Annotated in this window: 19 protein-coding genes; 9 read left to right on the forward strand and 10 right to left on the reverse strand. The window is 70.9% G+C overall.

Annotated features, from left to right (window positions below; genetic code table 11):
* Window positions 1–60: 60 nt before the first annotated feature.
* Window positions 61–525 carry an Lrp/AsnC family transcriptional regulator gene (locus AC3AOF_RS20900; protein ID WP_236989061.1) on the reverse strand — a complete coding sequence of 155 codons (465 nt, stop codon included), beginning with the start codon at window positions 523–525 and terminating at the stop codon, window positions 61–63.
* Window positions 526–692: 167 nt separating this feature from the next.
* On the opposite strand from AC3AOF_RS20900, the gene AC3AOF_RS20905 reads away from it, so the two are divergent.
* On the forward strand, window positions 693–1,703 hold the full coding sequence (locus tag AC3AOF_RS20905) for a 1-aminocyclopropane-1-carboxylate deaminase (RefSeq protein ID WP_488349027.1): 1,011 nt from the start codon (window positions 693–695) through the stop codon (window positions 1,701–1,703).
* Between the two features lie 242 nt (window positions 1,704–1,945).
* Here AC3AOF_RS20905 and AC3AOF_RS20910 read toward each other — a convergent pair whose 3' ends face one another.
* On the reverse strand, window positions 1,946–2,806 hold the full coding sequence (locus tag AC3AOF_RS20910) for a glycoside hydrolase family 25 protein (protein WP_442919245.1): 861 nt from the start codon (window positions 2,804–2,806) through the stop codon (window positions 1,946–1,948).
* Between the two features lie 202 nt (window positions 2,807–3,008).
* Between AC3AOF_RS20910 and AC3AOF_RS20915 the strand changes: the two genes are divergently transcribed.
* On the forward strand, window positions 3,009–3,452 hold the full coding sequence (locus AC3AOF_RS20915) for a DUF488 domain-containing protein (RefSeq protein WP_488346383.1): 444 nt from the start codon (window positions 3,009–3,011) through the stop codon (window positions 3,450–3,452).
* A 123-nt stretch (window positions 3,453–3,575) separates the two neighbouring features.
* Window positions 3,576–4,766 carry an MFS transporter gene (locus AC3AOF_RS20920; RefSeq protein WP_488346384.1) on the forward strand — a complete coding sequence of 397 codons (1,191 nt, stop codon included), beginning with the start codon at window positions 3,576–3,578 and terminating at the stop codon, window positions 4,764–4,766.
* Between the two features lie 16 nt (window positions 4,767–4,782).
* Here AC3AOF_RS20920 and AC3AOF_RS20925 read toward each other — a convergent pair whose 3' ends face one another.
* Both AC3AOF_RS20925 and AC3AOF_RS20930 read right to left on the reverse strand, forming a co-directional pair.
* Window positions 4,783–5,892, reverse strand: coding sequence for a glycosyltransferase family 4 protein (locus AC3AOF_RS20925; protein WP_488346385.1), 1,110 nt, complete (start codon window positions 5,890–5,892; stop codon window positions 4,783–4,785).
* A complete protein-coding gene (locus AC3AOF_RS20930; protein WP_488346386.1) occupies window positions 5,889–6,767 on the reverse strand; it encodes a UDP-2,3-diacylglucosamine diphosphatase in 879 nt (292 codons plus the stop codon). Before AC3AOF_RS20930 ends, AC3AOF_RS20925 begins: the two co-directional genes overlap by 4 nt.
* A gap of 270 nt (window positions 6,768–7,037) precedes the next feature.
* On the opposite strand from AC3AOF_RS20930, the gene AC3AOF_RS20935 reads away from it, so the two are divergent.
* From AC3AOF_RS20935 to AC3AOF_RS20950, 4 genes are all read left to right on the forward strand, one after another.
* Window positions 7,038–8,024 (forward strand): DMT family transporter, encoded by a 987-nt coding sequence (locus tag AC3AOF_RS20935; protein WP_236989055.1) that lies wholly within the window; start codon window positions 7,038–7,040, stop codon window positions 8,022–8,024.
* A 109-nt stretch (window positions 8,025–8,133) separates the two neighbouring features.
* Window positions 8,134–8,838, forward strand: a complete 705-nt coding sequence (gene thiE / locus AC3AOF_RS20940; protein WP_236989054.1) for a thiamine phosphate synthase — start codon at window positions 8,134–8,136, stop codon at window positions 8,836–8,838.
* 28 nt (window positions 8,839–8,866) lie between these two features.
* Window positions 8,867–9,667, forward strand: a complete 801-nt coding sequence (gene thiD, locus AC3AOF_RS20945) for a bifunctional hydroxymethylpyrimidine kinase/phosphomethylpyrimidine kinase (protein ID WP_236989053.1) — start codon at window positions 8,867–8,869, stop codon at window positions 9,665–9,667.
* Window positions 9,668–9,905: 238 nt separating this feature from the next.
* The gene (locus AC3AOF_RS20950; protein WP_236989052.1) at window positions 9,906–10,526 is read left to right on the forward strand and encodes a helix-turn-helix domain-containing protein; all 621 of its coding nucleotides are present in this window, start codon (window positions 9,906–9,908) and stop codon (window positions 10,524–10,526) included.
* A gap of 11 nt (window positions 10,527–10,537) precedes the next feature.
* Here AC3AOF_RS20950 and AC3AOF_RS20955 read toward each other — a convergent pair whose 3' ends face one another.
* From AC3AOF_RS20955 to AC3AOF_RS20980, 6 genes are all read right to left on the reverse strand, one after another.
* Entirely contained in the window at window positions 10,538–10,882 is a 345-nt protein-coding gene (locus AC3AOF_RS20955) for an HVO_A0114 family putative DNA-binding protein (protein WP_236989051.1), read from the reverse strand.
* 222 nt (window positions 10,883–11,104) lie between these two features.
* A complete protein-coding gene (locus AC3AOF_RS20960) occupies window positions 11,105–11,704 on the reverse strand; it encodes an ABC-type transport auxiliary lipoprotein family protein (protein ID WP_488346387.1) in 600 nt (199 codons plus the stop codon).
* A gap of 119 nt (window positions 11,705–11,823) precedes the next feature.
* Window positions 11,824–12,903 (reverse strand): MlaD family protein, encoded by a 1,080-nt coding sequence (locus tag AC3AOF_RS20965; protein WP_236989049.1) that lies wholly within the window; start codon window positions 12,901–12,903, stop codon window positions 11,824–11,826.
* A gap of 128 nt (window positions 12,904–13,031) precedes the next feature.
* Entirely contained in the window at window positions 13,032–13,829 is a 798-nt protein-coding gene (locus AC3AOF_RS20970) for an ABC transporter ATP-binding protein (RefSeq protein ID WP_488346388.1), read from the reverse strand.
* Between the two features lie 75 nt (window positions 13,830–13,904).
* A complete protein-coding gene (locus AC3AOF_RS20975; RefSeq protein WP_488349028.1) occupies window positions 13,905–14,987 on the reverse strand; it encodes an ABC transporter permease in 1,083 nt (360 codons plus the stop codon).
* A gap of 156 nt (window positions 14,988–15,143) precedes the next feature.
* Complete coding sequence (locus tag AC3AOF_RS20980) at window positions 15,144–16,310, reverse strand: MFS transporter (RefSeq protein WP_488346389.1); 1,167 nt, start codon at window positions 16,308–16,310, stop codon at window positions 15,144–15,146.
* 196 nt (window positions 16,311–16,506) lie between these two features.
* On the opposite strand from AC3AOF_RS20980, the gene AC3AOF_RS20985 reads away from it, so the two are divergent.
* Both AC3AOF_RS20985 and AC3AOF_RS20990 read left to right on the forward strand, forming a co-directional pair.
* Entirely contained in the window at window positions 16,507–17,364 is an 858-nt protein-coding gene (locus AC3AOF_RS20985) for a hypothetical protein (protein ID WP_488346390.1), read from the forward strand.
* 111 nt (window positions 17,365–17,475) lie between these two features.
* Entirely contained in the window at window positions 17,476–17,916 is a 441-nt protein-coding gene (locus AC3AOF_RS20990; RefSeq protein ID WP_488346391.1) for a DUF1489 family protein, read from the forward strand.
* Window positions 17,917–17,986 lie beyond the last annotated feature (70 nt).

Raw genomic sequence — 17,986 nt, forward strand, 5'->3', positions numbered from 1 at the left:
TCCGGGACAGTCTCTGGTAACGACTAGAACAAACTGCGTACATCGGCAACCATCGCGATCTCACAAGCTGAGCGGGGCGTTGTCGATGACCTCCTTCATGACGAAGAAGGTCCGGGTCTGGCGCACCCCGGGCAGGGCGATCAGGATCTCGCTGTGCATCCGGTTGAAGTCGGCCATGTCGGAGACGCGGATCTTGAGGAAATAGTCGAAGTCGCCGGCGACGAGGTGGCAGTCGAGCAGGGTCGGCATGGCGAGCGCCGCCGCCTCGAAGGCGGAGAAGCTCTCGGGCGTCGACCGGTCGAGCACCACGCCGACGAGGACCAGCGAGCCGCGTCCCACCTTCTCGGGCGCCACCACCCCGCGCACGCCGCGAAGATAGCCTTCGTCGAACAGGCGCTGGGTGCGGCGGTGGCAGGTCGCCGGGCTGGTGTTGACGCGCTTGGCGAGCTCCGCGTTGCCGATCCGGCCATCCTCTTGCAGGAGACGCAGAATTTTCAGGTCGATACGGTCGAGCCCGGGGGACATGAGAGATCCTTCCATCCGGCAGCCGGAAGATGGATGCATCTAGCATGTCGACGCGTAGAGGGAGCGGCCTCAGCATCGACAATCGCGCAATTTCGAGAGCACCTTTCACCGAAGACTTGATAGGGTGAAAGCGGCTTCCACACAGGACCCCGGCGATGACCCAATCGATGCTGTCGCAGTTCGAGCGCTACCCCCTGACCTTCGGCCCGACCCCGATCGAGCACCTGCCGCGCCTGACCGCGCATCTCGGCGGCGACGTCGAGATCTACGCCAAGCGCGAGGACTGCAACTCGGGCCTCGCCTATGGCGGCAACAAGCTGCGCAAGCTCGAATACATCGTGCCGGACGCGATCGCCTCGAACGCCGACACCCTGGTGTCGATCGGCGGCGTGCAGTCGAACCACACCCGCATGGTGGCGGCGGTGGCGGCCAAGATCGGCATGAAGTGCCGGGTGATCCAGGAAGCCTGGGTGCCGCACGAGGACGCGGTCTACGACCGGGTCGGCAACATCATGCTGACGCGGATCATGGGCGCCGAATCGCAGCTCGTGGACGAAGGCTTCGACATCGGCATCCGCGACAGCTGGAAGCAGGCGATCGAGGACGTGAAGGCCAAGGGCGGCAAGCCCTACGCGATTCCCGCCGGCGCCTCGGTGCACAAGTTCGGCGGGCTCGGCTATGTCGGCTTCGCCGAGGAGGTGCGCAAGCAGGAGGCCGAGATGGGCATCCGCTTCGACTACATCGTGGTCTGCACCGTCACCGGCTCGACCCATGCCGGCATGGTGGTCGGCTTCAAGCCCGACGGCCGCGCCGACAAGGTCATCGGCATCGACGCCTCCTGCACCCCGGCCCAGACCCGGGCGCAGGTTCTGGAGATCGCCCGCAACACCTCGGCCCTCGTCGGCGCCGGCGAGATCACCGAGGACGACGTGGTCATCAAGGAAGAGTACGCCTACCCGGTCTACGGCGTGCCCTCGAAGGAGACGGTGGAGGCGATCCGCCTCGCGGCCCGGCTCGAGGCGATGATCACCGACCCGGTCTACGAGGGCAAGTCGATGCAGGGCATGATCGACCTCGTCCAGAAGGGCTTCTTCCCCAAGGGCTCGAAGGTGCTCTACGCCCATCTCGGCGGCGCGCCGGCCTTGAACGGCTACAGCTACACCTTCCGCAACGGCTGAGCAGCGCCGATCCCCGTCTTCGTCCCATTCACGACCTCATCCTGAGGTGTTAGTCGATCAAAGATCGACTGACCTCGAAGGAGGGCTCCAGATGCCGCCGAGATGTCTGGAGCTCTCCTTCGAGGCTCCTTTCAGTCGCACCTCAGGATGAGGTCGAGGGTGGGACGAGATGATCCGCAAGCAAAGAAGCCCGGCCGCTCGTCGCGGACCGGGCTTCGTCGTTTCCAGCACTCAGTCCACCGTCACTTGTCGGTGCACAGCCCCGCCTCCGACAGCCGGCGGTGATTGCGCGGGTCGCAATCGGTGGCCAGGAACGAGGCCCATTCGGCCTTGGTGCCGTAGAAGGCGTTGCGGTCGACGTCGCCACGCACCCCCGGCACCCGGCCGGTCGAGGTGAACTGCCACAGCATCCAGTCGCGGTTGACGTAGCGCTGCTCCGGCTCGGCCGCGGTGGAGCGGACCCAGTGCGGGTAGTCGGGCAGCTCGCCCTCCAGCACGTCCTTGTGGAAGGTGATGTCGGTGTAGATGATCGGGCGCTTGCCGGTATAGGCCTCCATCTCCCGAAGCATGTACTCGGTCATGGCCAGCGCCTGGGCCTTCGGCAGCTTCTTCGGGCAAAGTGCCGAATGGCCGTTCCACTCGACGTCGAGGACCGGGGGGAGGGCGGTCGGGTCGTTGGGGACGTTGCGCTTGAACCAGTCCATCTGGTCCTTGGCCGAGCGGCACCAGAACACGAAATGGTAGGCGCCGCGCGGCACGCCGGCCCGGCCGGCGCCGTCCCAGTTCTCGCGGAAACGGTCGTCGACGTGGTCGCCGCCCTCGGTCGCCTTGATGTAGGCGAACTGGGTGCCGGCGCCCTTCACCGACATCCAGTCGATCGGGCCCTGCCACTTCGAGACGTCGATGCCCTGGATCGGATGCAGCTTCGCCTTGGCGACGCCCGGATGGGGCTTCACGTCGCCCTTGGTGGGATAGAAATCGGCGCCGCCGCCGGCACAGGCCGCGAGCGTGGCAAGGCTCGCCGCCGCCAGGGCGCGCTTGCCCCACCGGACGCCGCGCGACACGGCGGAGGACCACGGGGCGGAGGGGATCGTCGACTCCATCGGCATCGGGGCGCGGCCTGACTTCACGCGGAACACTATGGCTATTCGATGCGGTGGGGCCGGTTAATGGAAGCTTGACGGAATCGGGACGGAATTTCGAAACTCGTGGCGTGAAAGCCACATAGATTGCCCCAGAGGGTCGCCCGAGCCTCGTCCATCGGGCATAAGCCCCCGTCACGGCTGCGATTTGTCGGGGCGAGGCATGGCCAAGGTCCTGTTTACCATAGGGTACGAAGGCGCCGATTCCGAGCGCTTCACCGCCGCCCTGCGCGATGCCGGCGTGGCGAGGCTCGCCGACGTGCGCGCGGTGGCGGCCTCGCGCAAGCGTGGCTTCTCGAAGAGCGCGCTCGCCGCCGGCCTGACCGAGGCGGGCATCGGGTACACGCATCTGCGCAGCCTCGGCACGCCGAAGGCCGGCCGGGAGGCGGCCCGCGCCGACGATGCCGGGCTGATGCGGCGGATCTACTGCGAGGAGGTGCTGGAGACCGGCGCGGGCCAGGTCGCCCTCGACGAACTGGCGGCGTTGGCAGCGGCCGGGCCGACCTGCCTGCTCTGCTTCGAGCGCGATCCCGAGCGCTGCCACCGGCGAATCCTGAGCGATCTGCTGGCGGGGAGGGGGTTCGCGGCGGTGGATCTGTTCGCCTGAGGCGCGGGCAATCGCCCGCCTCCCGACGACCGGCGGGCGAATCCCGGCCTGCCCATCGATTCGGCCTGGACCGCCCGGCGGCGGCGGCCCATCATGCCGTCCGGCCCCGACCGTCGCCTCCCGATGCCGATCCCCTCACCGACGGCCCGTGCCGTCGCGGCGCTCTGCCTGACCCAGGTCATCGGCTGGGGCACCACGTTCTGGCTGCCCGCAGTCACCGGCCCCGCCATGGCCGGGGAGCTGGGCATGACCCTGCCGCTCGCCATGGCGGGCCCGACGGTGATGCTCGTCGTCATGGCGATGGCGTCGTGGCCGCTGAGCGGCCTGTTCGAGCGTCACGGTGCCCGACCGGTCATGATCGCGGGGTCGTCCCTGGGGGCGGCCGGCCTGCTGGTCATGGGCCTCGCCGACGGTCCGGCGCTCTACCTCGCCTCGTGGGTGATCGTCGGGCTGGCCGGTGCCGGGATGCTGACCACGCCGGCACAGGTCGCCGTGACCGAGATCGCCGGCGACAGGGCGCGCGGCGCGCTCGGCGTGCTGGTCCTGGCCGGTGGGCTGACCTCGACGATCTTCTGGCCGCTCTCGGGGCTGCTCCAGGCCCAATGGGGCTGGCGCGCGACGACCCTGGCCTACGGCGTCCTGATGCTGCTCGTCTGCGTGCCGCTCCATGCATGGGTGCTGGCGCGGCGGCCCGGGAGGCGATCCCGCGCGGAGAACGCCGCGCCCACGCCCATCGACCGGGCGCGCTTCACGCTCCTCGCCCTGAGCCTTGCGGCAAACGGCTTCTTCACCTGGGGCTTTGCCCTCACCTTCATCATCCTGTTCGAGGCGGCGGGGCTCGACCATGCCGAGGCGCTGACGGCGGCATCCTTCATCGGCATCGCCCAATGGGCGGGGCGCATGGTCGACGTCCTCGGCGGCCGGCGCTGGTCGGGCTTCGTCCTCGGCCTCGCTGCCTACGCGCTGTTCCCGCTGAGCTTCGTCGTGCTGCTCATGACCAGCAGCTTCTCCGGCGCCCTGCTCTTCGCCACGCTCTACGGCGTCGCCAGCGGCGTCGGCGCCGTCACCCGCGCCACGCTGCCGCTGCAGCTCTTCCCCTCCGGCACCTATGCCCGCGCGGCGGCGCGCCTGGCGGTGCCGCTCAACCTCTCCTTCGCGGCAGCGCCCCCGGTCTTCGTCACCCTGGTGACGCGGGCCGGCCCCCACGCCGCCCTGTGGCTGGCCCTGGCGATCTCGCTCGTCGCGTTCGGGCTCTTCTTCAGCCTGCGGCTCGTGCATCGACGCGGAGCGTGCGGGCTGCCTGTGACGGGGTGAGGGGGTTCAGGCCGACTCAGCCCTCACCCACACGCCGCAGGGGCGTGGCCGCCCCGCCCGGCAGGGATCGCAGCGAACCGATTTGCCGCCCGGGCCGGGCCGGCGCGCCCTCGGCATGGGCGGCCTCGATATTGCCGTAGAACTGATCCGCGCTCGCCGCCCAGGTGTAGCGGAGGGCCTCCGCCCGGCAGGCCTCGCGCGGGATCGCCAGCGCCGCGCGGGCCGCTGCGCCGAGATCGTGGTCGAGGATGCCGACGCTCGTGCCGCCGATCACGTCGAGCGGGCCGGTCACCGGATAGGCCGCCACCGGCAGCCCGCTCGCCAGCGCCTCCAGCAGCACGATGCCGAAAGTGTCGGTCAGGCTCGGGAAGACGAAGACGTCGCTCGCCGCATAGACCCGGGCGAGCGCCTCGCCGGTGAGCGTGCCGAGGAAGCGTGCCGCCGGATCGATCCCGGCGAGCCGCGCCCGGTCCGGCCCGTCGCCGACGACGAGCTTGGTGCCGGGCAGGTCGAGGCGCAGGAAGGCCTCGACGTTCTTCTCCACCGCCAGCCGCCCGACGAACAGGAAGAACGGGCGGGGAAGACCGGATAGCGCCTCGGGAAGGACCTCACCGTCGCGGGGGCGAAACAGGTCGGTGTCGACGCCGCGGGTCCAGCGCATCAGCCGGGTGAAGCCGCGCCCCGTCAGATCACGCTCCAGGGACGGCGTGCTCACCATCGTGCCGCTCGCCGCACCATGGAAGCGGCGCAGGCACGCGTAGCTCCAGCGCTCCGGCACCGGCAGGCGGGCGGCGAGGTATTCGGGGAAGCGGGTGTGGTAGCTCGTGGTGAAGGGCCGCCCCTGCGCCAGGCAGACCCGGCGGGTGGCGAGCCCGATCGGCCCCTCGGTGGCGATGTGGACGTGGGTCGGCGCGAGAGCCGGGAACCGGGCGGCGACCCCGCGGGCGGTCACCAGCGAGAGCCGGATCTCGGGGTAGCCCGGCAGCGGCACGCTGGCGAAGTCGAGGGGCGTGAGCATCACCGGGTCGTGGCCGCGCCGGCGCCCCGCCGCGACCATGTGCTCGAGGGAGCGGACGACCCCGTTGACCTGGGGGTGCCAGGCATCGGTCGCGACGAGGAGCCTCACGCGACGGCCCTGGCGCTGGCGGCCGGGGGCAGGGGGGTGCGGGCGGCGGGCGCCAGTTCCTCGACCGGGATGACCGGTGGGCTGCGCGAGGTGAGGGGCTGCGCCGTCTCGGCATTGGCCCGCTTCCACTCGGCGAAGCGGATCACCTCCATGGTGCCGTCGTAATGCTCGACCACCGCCGTGCAGGATTCCACCCAGTCGCCGGTATTGAGGTAGTGCATGTCGCCGACCATGCGGCTCGCCGCGTGGTGGATGTGGCCGCAGATCACCCCGTCGGCCTCGGCCCGGCGGGCCTCGGCGATCAGGAATTCCTCGAAGCGGCCGATGAAGTTGACGGCGTTCTTCACCTTCAGCTTGGCCCAGGCCGAGAGCGACCAGTAGGTCAGGCCGAGACGGCGGCGCACCCAGTTGAGATGGGTGTTGACGAACAAAGCCGCCGTGTAGGCGCCGTCGCCGAGCAAAGCCAGCCAGCGGGCGTGGCGCACCACGAGGTCGAACTGGTCGCCGTGGATGACGAGGTAGCGCTTGCCGTCCGCCGCCTCGTGCAGCACCTGATCCTGGATCTCGATGCCGCCGAAATGCATGTCGAGGAAGTCGCGCAGGAACTCGTCGTGGTTGCCCGGCACGTAGACGAGGCGGGACCCTTTTCGCACCTTCCGTAGGAGCTTCTGCACCACGTCGTTGTGCGATTGCGGCCAGTACCAGCCCGAGCGCAGCTTCCAGCCGTCGACGATGTCGCCGACCAGGTAGATCTCGTCGGCATCGACCTCCCGCATGAAGTCGAGCAGCAGCTCGGCCTGGCACCCCTTGGTTCCCAGGTGGATATCCGAGAGGAACAGGGTTCGCACGCGAAGCGCGTCGGCGTCCTCGGCCACGTGCAATCTCCTTGGCGGCGTCTCGCGCCAGCCAAACCCTATTCGCGTATCACTTTGATGACGCGGGAACGGATCGGCGAACCTCGGCCGAGGGAGGCAGGCCCGAATTCGTTTGCGGAGGCTTAACATCCACCATGCGGATCGCGCAGGTCAGACGCCCGGGGAGGTGTCTATCTCGGCCGTGCCGATTCGTGGTTCTGACACGATGCCCCGCCGCGATCCGCGGCCGCGCCTCTCCCCCGCTTCTCCCTCAAGAAAAGCACCACGCCCATGGCAGCCCCCCTCGTCGTCCCCGGCCGGTCGGTCACCGGATCTGGCGCGTCGGGCCGCGCGGCGGCGCGCCCTTATCTGGGGATCGGGCTCAAGGTTCTCTCGGCGCTGGCCTTCACGCTGATGTCCGCCGGGGTGAAGGTCCTTGCCGACCGGTTCCCGACCGGCGAGATCGTGTTCTTCCGCTGCTTCATCGCCATCGCGCCGCTGCTGCTGTGGCTGCGCTGGCAGGGCAGCGTGCGCGACGCCGTGCGCACGCAGAACCTCAGGGGCCACGTCCTGCGCAGCATCATCGGTGCCTGCGGCATGTTCGCGGGCTTCGCCGGTCTCTCCTTCCTGCCGCTCTCGGACGCGGTGGCGATCGGCTACGCCTCGCCGATCCTCGTCGTGGTGCTGGCGGCTGTGGTGCTGCGCGAGCGGGTGCAGGCCTATCGCTGGGCCGGCGTCTCGGTCGGCTTCCTCGGGGTGCTGATCACGCTGGCGCCCCATCTCGAATTCGGCGGATCGAGCGGCGGCGGCACCACCGGCGCCCTGTTCGCGATCCTGGCGGCGGCCTGCTCGGCGGCGGCCACCATCCAGGTGCGCAAGCTCACCGGCACCGAGCGCACCGGCGCCATCGTGCTCTACTTCTTCCTGTTCACCTCGCTGCTCGGTCTCTCGACCCTGGCTCTGGGCTGGAAGATGCCGGGCTGGTCGGATCTCGCGCTGTTCGTGGTCGTCGGCGTGCTCGGCGGCATCGGCCAGATCCTGCTCACCGAGAGCTACCGCCACGGCGACGCCTCGCTGGTCGCGCCGTTCGAGTACACCACCATGCTGTGGTCGGTGCTGATCGGCTGGTTCGTGTTCGGCCAGCTTCCCACCGCCGCGATCGCGATCGGCGGCGGCATCGTCGCGGCGGCCGGCGTGTTCGTGGTCTGGCGCGAGCGGCGCCTGGCGGTGGAGCGGGCCCGCGAGGCGGCGGCGGGCGGGCTGACGGCGGGCCGTTGACGCCCGCGCTCGCTCGCCCTTACTCCGGTGGGATCGCCGGCCCGCGATCCCCGGGCCCAGCAGGATTACGCCCCATGCCCGCACGCCCCCGCCCCGCAGGAGCCCGCCCGTGAACACCGAGGCTGGGCACGCGACCGTGCCGGTGGACCTGCGGCTCTACGGCCTCCTCGATGTCGGGGTCTGCGGCGGCGACGCCGATTACCTCGCCCGGATGGCGGCGGAGGCCGCGTCCGGGGGCTGCACCCTGCTGCAATACCGCGAAAAGACGATCTCCAACGCCCGCGAGACCGTGGCGCGCCTGCGCCGGATCCACGCGGCGCTCCAGGGTACCGGCGTCCCGCTCCTGATGAACGACCGGGTCGACCTGGCCCTCGCCGCCGGTCTCGAGGGCGTCCATCTCGGCCAGGAGGACCTGCACCCGGCGGATGCCCGTCGCCTGCTCGGCCGCGGCGCGATCGTCGGGCTCACCGTCAAGAACGCCGCCCAGGCCGACGAGCTCTACCGGCTGCCGGTGGATTACGCCTGCATCGGCGGCGTCTTTTCCACCACCAGCAAGAACAACCCGGACCCGCCGGTCGGGCTCGACGGGCTCAACCGCATCGTGTTCCGGGCCCGGCTCGCCCGCGGCCCCGGCCTGCCGGTCGGGGCGATCGCCGGGATCGACCGCAGCAACGCCGCGGCGACGATCGGGGCGGGGGCGGACGGGATCGCGCTGATCTCGGCCCTGTTCGGCACCGGCCGCGACGTCGCGGCGCGCGCCCGCGACCTGCGCGGCGTGGTCGACGGGGCGCTCGCCGCCAGAGGTTCGGCATGATCGGGATTCGCACGATCGGAGACCGGGCATGATCGCCGTGACGATCGCGGGCTCGGATTCAGGCGGCGGCGCCGGAATCCAGGCCGACCTCAAGACCTTCTCGGCGCTCGGCGTCTACGGCGCCACGGTGATCACCGCGCTCACCGCCCAGAACACGCGCGGCGTCCAGGCGATCCACGACATCGACCCGGACTTCGTGGCGCGCCAGATCGAGAGCGTCTTCACCGATCTCGACGTGACGGCGCTGAAGATCGGCATGCTGTCGCGCGCGCCCGTGATCGCTGCCGTGGCCGAGGGCCTCGCCCGCCACGCCGCCGGGCTGCCCCTGGTGCTCGATCCGGTGATGGTGGCGACGAGCGGCGACCGGCTGCTCGCCGACGATGCCGTCGCGGCCTTGCGGACGAAGCTCGTGCCCCACGCCGCGGTCCTGACCCCGAACCTGCCGGAAGCGGCGGTGCTGCTGGGGGAGGGGATCGCGGAATCCGAGGCCGCGATGCTCGACCAGGGGCGGCGCCTCCTGGCCCTCGGGCCCCGCTCCGTCCTGATGAAGGGCGGTCACGCGGCCGGGCCCGACAGCGTCGACCTTCTGGTCGGGCCGGACGACAGGGTCCTTCGCCTCGAAGGCCCGCGGATCGAGACCCGCAATACCCACGGCACCGGCTGCACCCTGTCGGCGGCCATCGCCGCCGGGCTCGCCCGCGGCCTGCCCCTGCCGGAGGCGGCCCGGGCCGCCAAGGCTTACCTGACCGCCGCGCTCGCCGCATCGGACCGGATCCGGATCGGGCACGGCAACGGCCCGGTGCATCATTTCCACGCCTGGTGGGGCTGACACGTCATCCCGCCGGAATCGGGCCGCGCGGCCGCATGAACCCTTGCGCCCATCCCGCGATTGCGTTTGATGGAGCGTACGGACGTTCGGAATGCGGAACGCCGTGCGGTGATCTAGAGCATTCCACGATCGCGCAGCAATCGTGGAATGCTCTAGGTTTTTGATTTTGCCGCATTTTCTACGACGAACCGGTATCCACTTCGTCGGAAAATGCTCAAGCGGGGTTCAAGGGCGGGCGATGGGCGTCGAGCGGGGGCGGGAGCGCGGCAAGGACCTGTTGACCGGGGCACAGGTGCTGTCGGGGCAGCTCGGCAAGACCATCCAGCGCCTGCGCAAGGCCTACAACCTGTCGCTCTCGGAGCTGGCCGAGCAGTCGGGCGTCGCGAAGTCGATCATCAGCCAGATCGAGCGCAACGAGACCAACCCGACCCTGGCGACGATCTGGCGCCTGAGCCAGGCCCTCGACGTCTCGATCGAGCGGGTGCTCGCCACCGGCGACGAGGAACCCTTCATCGAGAAGTCGTCCCGGGCCGACACGCCGATCCTGGTCTCCGACGACGGACGGATGCGGCTCGCGATCATCGGCTGGATCAAGACCGTCGAGTGGCTGCAATGGTACGACCTCTCGGCCGATCCCAACGGGGTGCTCGATTCGGATGCCCACCAGCGCGGCTCGGTCGAGTGCCTGTCGGTCACCGAGGGCGAGTTCGAGGTCGACGTGGCCGGCGCTGTCCAGCGGGCCCGGGCCGGCGAGACCCTGCGCTACCGCTGCGACCGTCCCCACACCGTGCGCTGCGTCAGCGACACGACCGGGCGTGCCATCATGGTGGTGATCATGAAGGCGGCGGTGATGGAGTGAGGGTGTAGCCCTCAGGCGGCCCGGCCCATCGTGAAATCGACATGGACCGAATCGAACGGGAAGCTGATCCGGTCCTCCGGTCCCGCCTGGACGACGCCGGCCTTCCGCAAGGCCCCGATATCCGCCCGCACCTCGTCCACGTCGCGCCCGACCAGATCCGACAGGACCGCGAGTGGCAGAGGCTCACGGCCGACCAGGGCGCGCAACAGCTCCCAACGGCGCGGTGTCATCACGGTCCAGAGCAGCTCGACCGAGGCGAAGGAGATGACGGCGCCCTGCGGCTCGCCGCGGAACGCCGCACTCAGCCGGGCTTGCACCTCGGTGATCCCGGAGACCCCAATGGTCACGGTTCTCATCGTGCGCTCCGGTTCCGTCCCTTGCATCGACGCCCTGTCCAATTCTCGACCTCATCCTGAGGTGTCAGCCGATTGGAAATCGGCTGACCTCGAAGGAGGGCTCCAGAAGCCTCTGCGATCGCTGGAGCCCTCCTTCGAGGCTCCCTGATGGTCGCACCTCAGGATGAGGTCATGGGTGGGACAAGAAAAACACGGCTCTCCGGTGAAAAGAAGGGGTTGGCCTCACCCCCCGGCATTGATCCACCGTACCAGATCCGCCAGCACCATCGACAACGCCCGGTCGAGCCCGTTCGCCGCCACCGCCGCGTTCACCTCCGCCACCGGGACCCGGGCCTGGAACACACGGGCGGCCACCACCGTGCCGTTGCTCTCCTGAACCAGCTTGGCCGAGAGATCGACCACCGCCTCGCGGGTGCCGGCATTGATGTCGAAGGCGCGCAGCTCGGTGATCAGCACCGTATCGGCCGCGACCTTGTCGCCAGGGCGGCTGACGGATTTCAGCCGGTTGGCGTTCTCGAGGCTCTGGATCACCCGGGTCTGGACCAGACGCGGCAGCCGGTCGGCCCATTGGCCGCCGCCGAGGAACGACACCGACCCGCCGGGCTCGCGCACGATGATCCGGTCGGCCTCGAAGGGCTGCAGCCCGACCGGCTCGGCCACCACGATCGAGCGCCGCGCCCCGCCGCTGCGGGCCGCCCCCGGCAGGGCGGTGAGATCGAACGTCGTCGGCACGGCGCCGCTGCCGCAGGCGCCGAGGAGCAGGGCGAGCCCGGCGGCGAAGAGGCCGGGAAGCCAGCGCGGGGAAGGAGCCTTGAGGAGCATGGGAGCGGACGGACCGGAAGGCGGGGCCGGGACGGGCCCGGAAGCTTGAGCAGAGACGAAGGGACAACGCCCGTCCGGGCGCAGCGGTGCAACCGCCGCGAGGCTGCACTGCAACATGGTCAGCGACCGTTGTATTCGGGCAACGACGGCTTGCCGCCGAAGATCACCTGGGACGGATCGCGCTCGATCTTGCGCACGGCGCTGTTGAGGCTGTTGAGGGTGCGCTGGCCGTCGGTCGAGAGGGTCTGGACCTCGCGCCGGCCGGCGCCGCTGAGGCGGCTGACGCTCGAGGTCAGGGTGGCGGTGCGCTTGTCGAGATTCTCCGACATGGTGCGGAAGGCCCGGCCCGCCTCGCGGATCGAGATCGCCGCCTCGCGCACCTCCGCGAAGGTGCTCTTGCCGGCATCCCCCGAGGCCGAGCCGAGGAAGCCCTCGGCGCCCTTCAGCACCGCGTCGAGCCGGTCGGCGGAGGCGCTGAGCTTGCCCGCGAGCAGCCTGGCATCGTGCACGCCCGCCTGAACGTCGGGCGAGGCGGCGGCGAGCGCCGAGGAGAACTTGTCGGCATTGTCGATCAGGCTCGCGAGCTTGCGCCCGTCCACCGCCTTGGTCAGCGCGTCGAGGGCCGGCGCGCTGTCGCCGAGCGTCTTGGAGAACCGCTCGACATTGGCGAGCGTGCGGTTGATCGCCCCCTCGTTGCCGGCGACCACCCGGTCGAGGCGCTGGAGCATGTCGTCGGCGCGCTGCGCGATGGTGCGGGCCGCCGCCATCAGGTCCTGGATGTCGGAGGCGTCGGCGAAGATCGTCGGGACCGGATCGTTGTTGGTCGGGGCGAGCGGCGGCGCATCGGCGCTGCCGCCGGTGAGCGCGATCGAGGCGACCCCGGTCAGCATCGTCATGTCGAGGCGGGCGCGGGTATCGGCGCGCAGGGGCGTGCCGCGATTGACCTCGACGATCGCCGTCACCCGGCGCGGGTCCTGCGGCAGCAGCCGCACGTCGGTCGCCTCGCCGACCCGGATGCCGTTGAAGGTGACCACCGCCCCCTTGGCCAGTCCCCCGACGCCGCCCGAGAACACGACGCGCACCGGCATCCGGGCCTGGTTCGACGAGGAGCCGCGCAGCCAGAACGCGAAGGCGAAGCCGAGCGCGATCACCGCCAGCGTGAAGGCCCCGATCAGGACGTTGTTGGCGCGGGTTTCCATGCCTTAACGGTTTCCGTGCTCGTGCGGGGCGAAGGTCGGAGGAGAGACGATCCGCGACGCCCCCGTGGCATGGCTCATCCTGCCAAGCTTAAGAGAGGCCGCGCGGCCGGCAGGTGCGGGAGCGCACATCAGGCGATTCCCTCCACGATCCCGCGGGATGAAGCCTCGCCGGATACCGGGGACATCGCGGGCACCACGATCGAGCGGGCGCGCTTGCCGTGGAAATAGGAGCGCAGCCACGGATGATCCGAGGCCAGCATGGCCTCGATCGGCCCCTCGGCGATGATCTGGCCGTCGCCGAGCGCCGCGATGCGGTCGCAGGCGGTGTAGAGGCTGTCGAGGTCGTGGGTGACCATGAACACGGTGAGCCCCAACGTGCGCTGGAGGGTCGCCACAAGCTCGTCGAACTCGCCGGCGCCGATCGGGTCGAGGCCGGAGGTCGGCTCGTCGAGGAACAGCACCTCCGGGTCGAGGGCGAGCGCGCGGGCGAGCGCCGCGCGCTTGATCATGCCGCCGGACAATTCCGAGGGCAGCTTGTCGGCGGCGTCCGGCTTCAGCCCGACCATCTCGATCTTGAGCCGGGCGAACTCGTCGAGCAGGCGCTCGGAGAGCGTCAGGTGCTCGCGCATCGGCACCTGGATGTTCTGCTTGACCGTAAGCGCCGAGAACAGCGCGCCCTGCTGGAACAGCACGCCCCAGCGCCGCTCGATCACCCGGCGCTGGGCGAGGCTTAGGCGGTCGACATCCTCGCCGAACACCTCGATCGTGCCGGAGCGCTTCGGCACCAGGCCGAGCAGCGTGCGGGTGAGCACCGACTTGCCCTGGCCCGACGGCCCGACGAAGCCCATGATCTCCCCCCGGCGGATGTCGAGGTTGAGGCCCTTGAGCACCGTGCGGTCGCCGAACGCGACCACGAGGTCGCGCACGCGAATGATCGCGTCGCGGCTCGGATTGTCGGGAGAGGTGGGGCTCGTGATCGCCAAGGGTTGGGGCTGCCTCGCTCAGAAATCGATGGCCGCGAAGAACACCGCGAAGAGTCCATCGAGGACGATGACCATGAAGATTGACTTGACGACTGAGGCGGTGACGTGGCGGCCGAGCGACTCGGCCGAGCCCTCGACCATGAAGCCCTCGACCGAGGCGATGATGCCGATGATGAGCGCCATGAACGGCGCCTTGATCAACCCGATGAGGAGGTGGCGAAAGCCGATGGCGTTCTGGAGCCGGAAGGTGAACGCTTCGAGCGACAGGCCGCCATAGAGGAACGAGGTCATGGCGCCGCCGGCGAGCGCCGCGAGGTCGGCCAGGAAGGCGAGCAGCGGCAGGGCGAACATGAGGGCGAGGATGCGCGGGACGATCAGGATCTCGATCGGGTCGAGGCCCATGACCCGCAGGGCATCGACCTCCTCGCGCATCCGCATCGAGCCGATCTCCGCCGTGAAGGCCGAGCCGGAGCGCCCCGCCACCATGATCGAGGTCAGGAGCACCCCGAGTTCGCGCAGGGTCAGGATGCCGATCATGTTGACGACGTAGCTCTGGGCGCCGAAGCGCTGGAGCTGGATGATGCCCTGCTGGGTGACGATGCAGCCGACCAGGAACGAGATCAGCATGATGATCGGCGCGCCGCGCAGGGCGATCTGCTCGACCTGGTTGACCAGAGCCGGGCCGCGGAAGCTGCGCGGTCGGGCGAGCACCCGCAGGCAGCCCGCCACCACCTCGCCCAGGAAGGCGAGGCCGGCCAGGCCCTGGTGACCGAGGCTGCGCATCCCCGAGCCTAAGCTCGCCACCGGATCGAGGGGGTGGAAGCGCCGGCGCCGCGCTGCGGGCCCGGCCTCGCGATAGGCGACCTCGCGCAGGAGGATCAGGTGCTCGGGCGCGGCGCCGGCGTAAGCGGTGCCGGCGGGAAGCGCCGCGCGGGTCCGCTCCAGCACCCAGGCGCCGAGCGTGTCGAGCCGGGCCAGGCCCGAGAGGTCGATGACGAGCGGGCTACCGGCCGCCAGCATCGCGGCGGACGCGGCCTCGACGGCGGGGCCCTGGTCGGCGGTCCAGCGGCCGGCGAGGCGCGCGGCGACGCCGTCGCGCATGCGCTCGACCGCGACGCGGGCCGGATCGGCCCCCCGCGTGGTGGGTGCGGTCGGCACGGGCCGGCCTCCCTCGTTCGCCTAAAAAGAATCCCCTCGGGCCGGTCCTATACCCCGTCATGCTAACAATTCGCAAACCATCGCGGCGCGCCCCGCAACTCAGCGGCGAGCGGCCCGCGACGCGGCCAGCGTGAGGACGAGGCCGAGCCCCGCCACCGGCAGCATCAGCCCGAAGGCGAAGGAGCCGCCGCCGGCCCGGTAGGCCGCCCCGCTCGCCAGGGTGGCGGAGGCCGAGGCGAGGGCGGCACAAGCCGCGTAGACCCCTTGCGCCGCGCCGCGTCCGCCCTCGGGGGCGAGCCGCGACAGGGCCGCCATGGCGCCGAGCTGCGTCGCCCCGAAGGTCAGGCCGTGCAGGGCCTGCAGCGGCACCACCAGGGCCGGCAGCCCGGACACGGCGAGCAGCCCGGCCCAGCGCAGGAGCGCCGCCGCGGCCCCGAGACCGAGGAGGCGGAACGGCGCGTCGCGGAAAGCAGGCACGCGGCCGATGACGGCGAAGAACGCGATCTCGGCGACGACGCCGACGCCCCAGGCGAGGCCGGTCGTCGCCGGCGCCAGGCCGAGCCCGACCCAGTGGATGGACCCGAAGGCGTAGACCGCCGCGTGGCTCGCCTGGATCGCCGCCCCGGCCGCGATGGCGAGCCACAGGGCCACAGGCAGGCGCACCCGCCCGGCCGTGCGGGGACGCGGTGGGCCACCCGGCACCCGGCGGAGCAGGAAGGCGGCGCCGCAGGCCGAGGCCAGCTCCAGCCCGGCGAGGAAGCCCGGGATGCTGCCGGTCCCCATGATCCCGAGGAGCCAGCCGCCCAGCAGGCTCGCCGCCAGGAAGCCGAGCGAGCCGCCGAGCCGGATCCGGGCATAGTCGAGCCGCGGATCGCGCCGCACCGCCGCAAGGCTCTGGTAGTCGAGGCTCGGCACGAGGGGCGCCCCTCCGACGGCGTTGAGGGCGATGACGACGGCCAGGACCGGCCAGCCGAGGGACGCGGAGGCCGGCATCAGCGCGTAGGTCGCGGCGAGGCACAGGCTTCCGGCGACCATGAGCCGGCGCGCCGGGACGCCGCGGTCGATCAGGCCGAGGAGCGGCGCCGTGACGGCGATCCGGACCAGGATCGGCAGGGCGACGAGCGCCCCGATCAGCTCCGGCCCGAGGCCGAGGCCGGCGAGCCAGAGCGGCATGAACGGCATCGCCACGCCGATGCCGGCGAACACCGCCGCGTAGAGCAGGGCGAGGCGCGGGCCGTCGCCGAGGAGGAGCGGGGGAGGCGGCACGGGGATGGGGGGCTTGTTTAGGAAAAGGCCGGGGGCGGATCGAATCAGTCCGCCCGGGGCGGGCCTGGCGTAAGCCGCCGTTAACGCCGGGATGTCAAGCGTAAACACCGATACGCCTCCGGGCGACGCCGCTGCGCCGCCACGGCAAAGCGGCGATGACAGGGCAGGTGAGATGGCCGGGACCCCTTCGCTCCCCATGCCGCGGGAAGAGTACGACGTCATCGAAGGCGCGATGCTGGAGACGGCGCGCGGGCGCTGGTTCCTTGGCGAATACGCCAAGCGCAACCGCTCCGCCGATACCGACGTGCTGCTCCAGGCGATCGGCCGGCTCGAGAACGCGGTGGTCGGCGAGCGCGGCCCCTCCGGGATGGAACGCCTGCGCTTCGACCTGATCGAGATGGCGAAAGCCATCAGCCGCACCAAGTCCGAGATCGCGGCGATCCATACCCCCGACCAGGACCAGAGCCAGCTCGGCGCCGCCTCCGAGGCGCTGGACGGCATCGTGCGCACCACCGAGCGCGCCACCTCCGACATCCTCCAGGCCGCCGAGGAGGTGCAGGAGGTCGCCTGGACCCTGCGCGAGACCGGGGCCGACAGCCGCGTCTGCGACCGCCTCGACCAGAACGCGACCCAGATCTACACCGCCTGCTCGTTCCAGGACCTGACGGCGCAGCGCACCAGCCGCATCGTCAACACCCTGCGCTACCTCGAGCAGCGCCTGACCGCGATGATCGAGATCTGGGCCAGCGAGGACGACCCGCCGGCCCCGGCCGCGCAGCGGACCGAGGTGCCGCAGACCACCCTCGACCAGAACGACGTCGACCAGATCGTGGCGACCGGCAAGGACGACGATCGGGCCCGGAGCGAGGAGCCGGCGCCGCGCCTGCGCCTGGTCGAGCCGGCGATGCCCGACGACGACATCGCCTTCGTGCCGGTGCGCGAGCCGGTCCGCGAGGAACCGGCGGCCCTGGCCGAGGATGCGATGGCGCTGGAGGATGCCTTCGCGGAGATCGACGATCTCGCCCTCGACGAGAAGCTCGCCCGCTTCACCTGAGGCGCGGCGTCAGGGCGCGGGGCGCGCGCCCTCGCGGCGCCGAAGTTCTTCTGCCAGGAAGACGGCTCCTCAGGGAGCCCCGCGCCCCGCCCTCTCTCACCGCCGGCCGCGATGTCCCTTCACCTCCTCAAGCTCTGCGTCGGCTGCGAGTCCATCGCCGACCTCGAGGAGTGGATCGCCACTCGCCGGGCCGAGGCGGCGCGGCTGGGCCGCCCGCACGAGCAGGCCCACATCACCCGCATGGTCCCCAAGCGCGGCGACGAGATCGCCGGCGCGGGCTCGCTCTACTGGGTGATCCGCGGCCAGATCGCCTGCCGCCAGCCGGTACTGGCGATCCGCCCCTTCACCGATGCCGACGGCGTCGGCCGCTGCCGCCTCGTCCTCGACCCGGAGGTTACCCCGGTCGAGCCCCGGCCCTGCCGGCCGTTCCAGGGCTGGCGCTACCTCGCCCCCAAGGACGCCCCACGCGACATCTCCCGCCACGCCGCCGGCGACCTCGCGGCGATGCCGGAGACGATGCGGCGGGAGCTGGCGGCGTTGGGGCTGCTCTGACCAGGCTGTTCCCGCAGTGCCTGACTGACGGGCCGGGCGCATGGTCGCAGCACGGTCGGGGCACCGGGGG

Source organism: Methylobacterium sp. 142-1Y, assembly GCF_057747795.1.